Origin of the sequence: Bradyrhizobium genomosp. III (assembly GCF_000261705.1) — a bacterium.
Classification (GTDB): Bacteria; Pseudomonadota; Alphaproteobacteria; order Rhizobiales; family Xanthobacteraceae; genus Bradyrhizobium; species Bradyrhizobium ottawaense.
On record NZ_AJQF01000167.1, the window covers coordinates 1 to 3,965 of the forward strand.

2 protein-coding genes and 1 pseudogene are annotated in these 3,965 nt (G+C 69.9%); 2 read left to right on the top strand and 1 reads right to left on the bottom strand.

The window, feature by feature from the left end:
• A pseudogene (locus IC66_RS0114615) lies at positions 1 to 542 on the top strand (flagellar biosynthetic protein FliO); the annotation flags it as partial.
• Positions 539 to 1,297 carry a flagellar type III secretion system pore protein FliP gene (gene fliP / locus IC66_RS0114620; RefSeq protein ID WP_028142765.1) on the top strand — a complete coding sequence of 253 codons (759 nt, stop codon included), beginning with the start codon at positions 539 to 541 and terminating at the stop codon, positions 1,295 to 1,297. The pseudogene IC66_RS0114615 and the gene fliP, both read left to right, overlap by 4 nt.
• A gap of 111 nt (positions 1,298 to 1,408) precedes the next feature.
• On the opposite strand, the gene IC66_RS0114625 is transcribed toward fliP, so the two are convergent.
• On the bottom strand, positions 1,409 to 3,965 hold a 2,557-nt coding region (locus IC66_RS0114625), incomplete at its 5' end, for a hypothetical protein (RefSeq protein ID WP_038948112.1).

A 3,965-nucleotide genomic window follows, 5' to 3' on the forward strand; every position in this document is an offset into this window, starting at 1 on the left:
GCCCGTCCTTCGCCGACGAGGTGCGCCGGCCCGCTCCCGCGCTGGCCGAACGCCGCAGCGATCCCCTCGCCGGCTTTACGGCCGAGCCGAACGCGCCGCGCCCCGAGCGCGAACCCCGGCCCGAGCCGCTGCCCCCGCGCGTTCCGCGCAGCGAGCCGCCACTGATGCCGCGGCCGCCGCGCCAGAGTGAGCCGCCGAAGATGCCGCCGGTGCGCGCCGAGCGCGCCGCTGCGCCGCCTCCGCCGGTGCCGCAGGCTCCCCCCGTTCCGCCGCCGGCTCCCGCCGCGGCCCCCTCCAGCGCCGAGCAGAATCTCGCCGAAATGGCGCAGCGGCTGGAGGCAGCCTTGCGTCGCCCGGCCGGCGAGACGGTCGCGCCTCCGGTTGCGCCCGAACCGCCTGCGCCGCCGCCACCCCGCGCCGCCCGCAGCGAGCCGCCGGCACCACCGGCCCCGCCCGCAAAGCCTGCCGCGGAAAAGACCAGCTTTGAGAATCTCGAAGACGAGATGGCCTCTCTGCTCGGCCGTCCGAAGCCGTCTTCGTGAGGCTGCCGTCCCTCCCGCGTAGAGTTGTTTTCCTTTCTGTCCTGATCGGCGCGGCATCGGCAGCGATGCCGGCGCATGCGCAGGACATCAGCATCAATCTCGGCGGCGGCGCTGGCGGCGGCGGCGTCACCGAGCGCGCGATCCAGCTGATCGCGCTGCTCACCGTGCTGTCGATCGCGCCGTCGATCCTGATCATGATGACGTCGTTCACGCGCATCGTGGTGGTGCTGTCGCTGCTGCGCACCGCGTTGGGCACGGCGACCGCGCCGCCGAACTCGGTGATCATCGCGCTGGCGATGTTCCTCACCTTCTTCGTGATGGGGCCGGTCCTGCAAAAATCCTACGACGACGGCATCCGCCCGCTGGTCGCCAACCAGATCGGCGTCGAGGACGCGCTGCAGCGCGCCTCCGTTCCCTTGCGCGGCTTCATGCAGAAGAACGTGCGCGAGAAGGACCTCAAGCTGTTCCTGGATCTCTCGGGCGAGGCGCCGCCGGCCACCCCCGACGACCTCGCACTGCGCATCCTCGTCCCCGCCTTCATGATCTCCGAGCTGAAGCGCGCCTTCGAGATCGGCTTCCTGCTGTTCCTGCCCTTCCTGATCATCGACCTCGTCGTTGCCTCGGTGCTGATGTCGATGGGCATGATGATGCTGCCCCCGGCAACGATCTCGCTGCCGTTCAAGCTGATCTTCTTCGTGCTGGTCGACGGCTGGTCGCTGGTGGCGGGGAGCCTGGTGCAGAGTTACGGAGGGTGAGGCAGGCATCGGGCGATGCGCCCCCTCCGCCCTCAGCGACCGCCTCCGCTCCCTCTCGTCATCGACGAGAACGTGGAGCCGTCGCGGGCCGCGCTTGGCGCGGCAGCCTTCCTACCGCGTCATCTTGATCTGACGCACGACGGGGATCGTCGGCAGCGAGCCGGTGTGGTCGACTTGTTCCTTGGCCTGCGGTGAGCCAGGGGCGCGGGCGGTGGCGTCGGGGAAGCGCTGCTTCATCTCGCGCAGGAAGCCGTCGAGCGTGTCGACGCTGGCAGCCAGCTTGGCGATCTCGGCGAATTCGGCACTGGAGGCCGCGGCCGGCTTGCTGGCGATGTCGAAGGCGAGACGGTCGGCGCTTTCGCTCATCAGCGGCACGTATTTCTCGCGGAAGCGCGACAGGCCGATCGAGTCGTCGGCGAGCGCATAGCCGACGGCGGCGCGGATGATGTCGCTCTTCTCCACCGCGTTGAGCGGCTTGAAGTCGCGGAAGCGCTCGCCGTAATAGAGCTCGATCTGCTCGGCGGACTCGCGCCAGCGCCGTGCCGCCCAGAAGATGTCGGAACGCAGGCGCAGCACCTCGCGCCCGGAGACGTTGGAGACGATGTCGAGCGCGAGATCGTGACGGCCGACGTCGCTCTGCGCGCGCGCCTCCAGCAGCAGGCGCTGCTGCCTGAGCTCGCCGGAGAGGTCGCTGATGCGGCTCGCGCGCAGCGCGGTGATCGCCATGTCGGGCTTGCGGTTGGCGAGATAGATCATGGACAGGCGCGCGGCGACCTGGGCGCGCGCAGCGCCTTCGAGGCGGTGATCGACCTGGTACTGCAGCAGCTCGGCGGCCTGGTCGAGCAGGTCGATCGAGGCGAGACGGTCGGCGAGACGGCGGATCAGCTCGTCGCCGCGCCGGCCGATCGGCGTCAGCTCGCGGAATTCGTAGAACATCCCGAGCGCCTCGACCGGCGGCAGCTCGTCGCCCTTCGGTCCCAGGAAGATCTTGGTGAACAGGTCCGAGGCGAGATCCTGCGCCTGGCGCGAGGCTTCGGCGTTCGGCTGCAGCCTGGTCGCGGTGCGCGCCGCGGTGAGCGCATCGCGGTAGCGCCCGTTCTCGGCAAACATCTGCGACAGCATCTGCAGCGTCTTGACCTCGATCGCGTCGCCGCGCCAGGTCATGGACAGCGTCTCGAGCTCGCGCAGCGCGTCTTCCTTGCTGATCTCGTCGCGCTTCTGCCGCAGCGCGACCTCGAGCTGCTTGGCCTCGGCCGCAGCCGGCCGATCGGCCGAGGCGGCCGCGAACCTGTAGTCGTCGAGCGCGTCCTTGTCGTGGCCGAGCGCCTCGGCGAGCCGGCCGCGCAGCACGGCGAAGCCGGGCGCGGCCTCGGGCGAGACGCCGACCACCTCGAGCTCGCTGCGGCGCTTGGAGGCGCCGGCGTAGTCCTTCACCTCGAGTGAGGCGCGCATCGCGTCCATCGTCACGATGCGCTGGATGTCGAGCGGCAGCGAGGCAATGGCGAATTCGACGTTCTTGAATTTTTCGCGCGCGTCAGCCCATTTGCCCTGGCGAGCATAGGCGAGCGCCTTCCAGAGCTGGGAATCGTGGCTGTTGCCGATCACGGGATTGGCGAGGTCCTTCAGGCCCTGCGCCGGCCGGCCGATCAGGATGCTGGCGATCGCATGCATGATCAGCGCGCCGCTCTCCTCCTTGTTGAGCGGGTCGCTCAGCATCAGCTCGGTCACGGCCTTGGCCTCGTGATACATCGCGCGCGACATGTAGAACTGCGCGAGATCGAGCCGCGGCAGGGAACGCAGCGCCGGTTCGACGGCCGAGATCGCCGTCATCAGCTCGGCCTGGCGCGCCATGAAGTTGTCCGACTGGCCCTTGCGCCAGCCTTCGGGGCTGAAGATCGGGCGCACCGCGGTCGGCGCGCGCTCGGCCGAGATGTCGACCGGCGACAGCGTCAGTCCGCCCTTCTTGCCGAGGATCACCTTGTCGGCGCCGACCTCGACGCCGACCTCGTCGGAGTTCGGCCGGATCGCGATGCCGTGCGCGGATTCCAGCAGCGAGAGATCGACGAGATCCTGCCGCTTGATGAAGCCGCGCACCGGCCGCTGCGCGGTGACGACATAGAGCGCGTCGCCGGCATCGGGGTCGGTGAGCTTGTGCAGCAGGCCGGGATTGGCGAAGGGGATGGCGATGTTGGCGAGCGCGGGGTCGGTGATGTTGCGCGACATCATCAGCGGCAGCGGCGTCGACTGGATCTTGTCGGCGAGCGTCAGCAGCCAGTTGGTCTCCTTGCCGACCTCCTCGCTCGCCAGCGAGTAGACCAGCGGGCGGGTGAGACGGATCCGCACCGCCTGCCCCTTGTCGAGCGGGATGCGGCCGACCTCGCCGATCATCGCCCCGCCCCTGGCGCGGATCGCCTCGACGTCGATCGGCTTCGGCGTATCGAACACCAGCCACACCGTGTCGCCGCGGCGGAACGCGGCCGCCGGTGTTGCGACCTGAATTGGGAACGTCACGCGCAGGCCGTCGCTGTCGCGGCGCGCATCGACGCTGGCGATCGTGGGCTGCGGCGCGGCCGGCGCCTCAACGGGCGCAGCCTTGGCGGCTTCCTTGGCGGCTTCCTTGACGGCCTCTTTGGGCGCTTCGGCAGGCGCCGGCTTGGCAGGCGCGGCC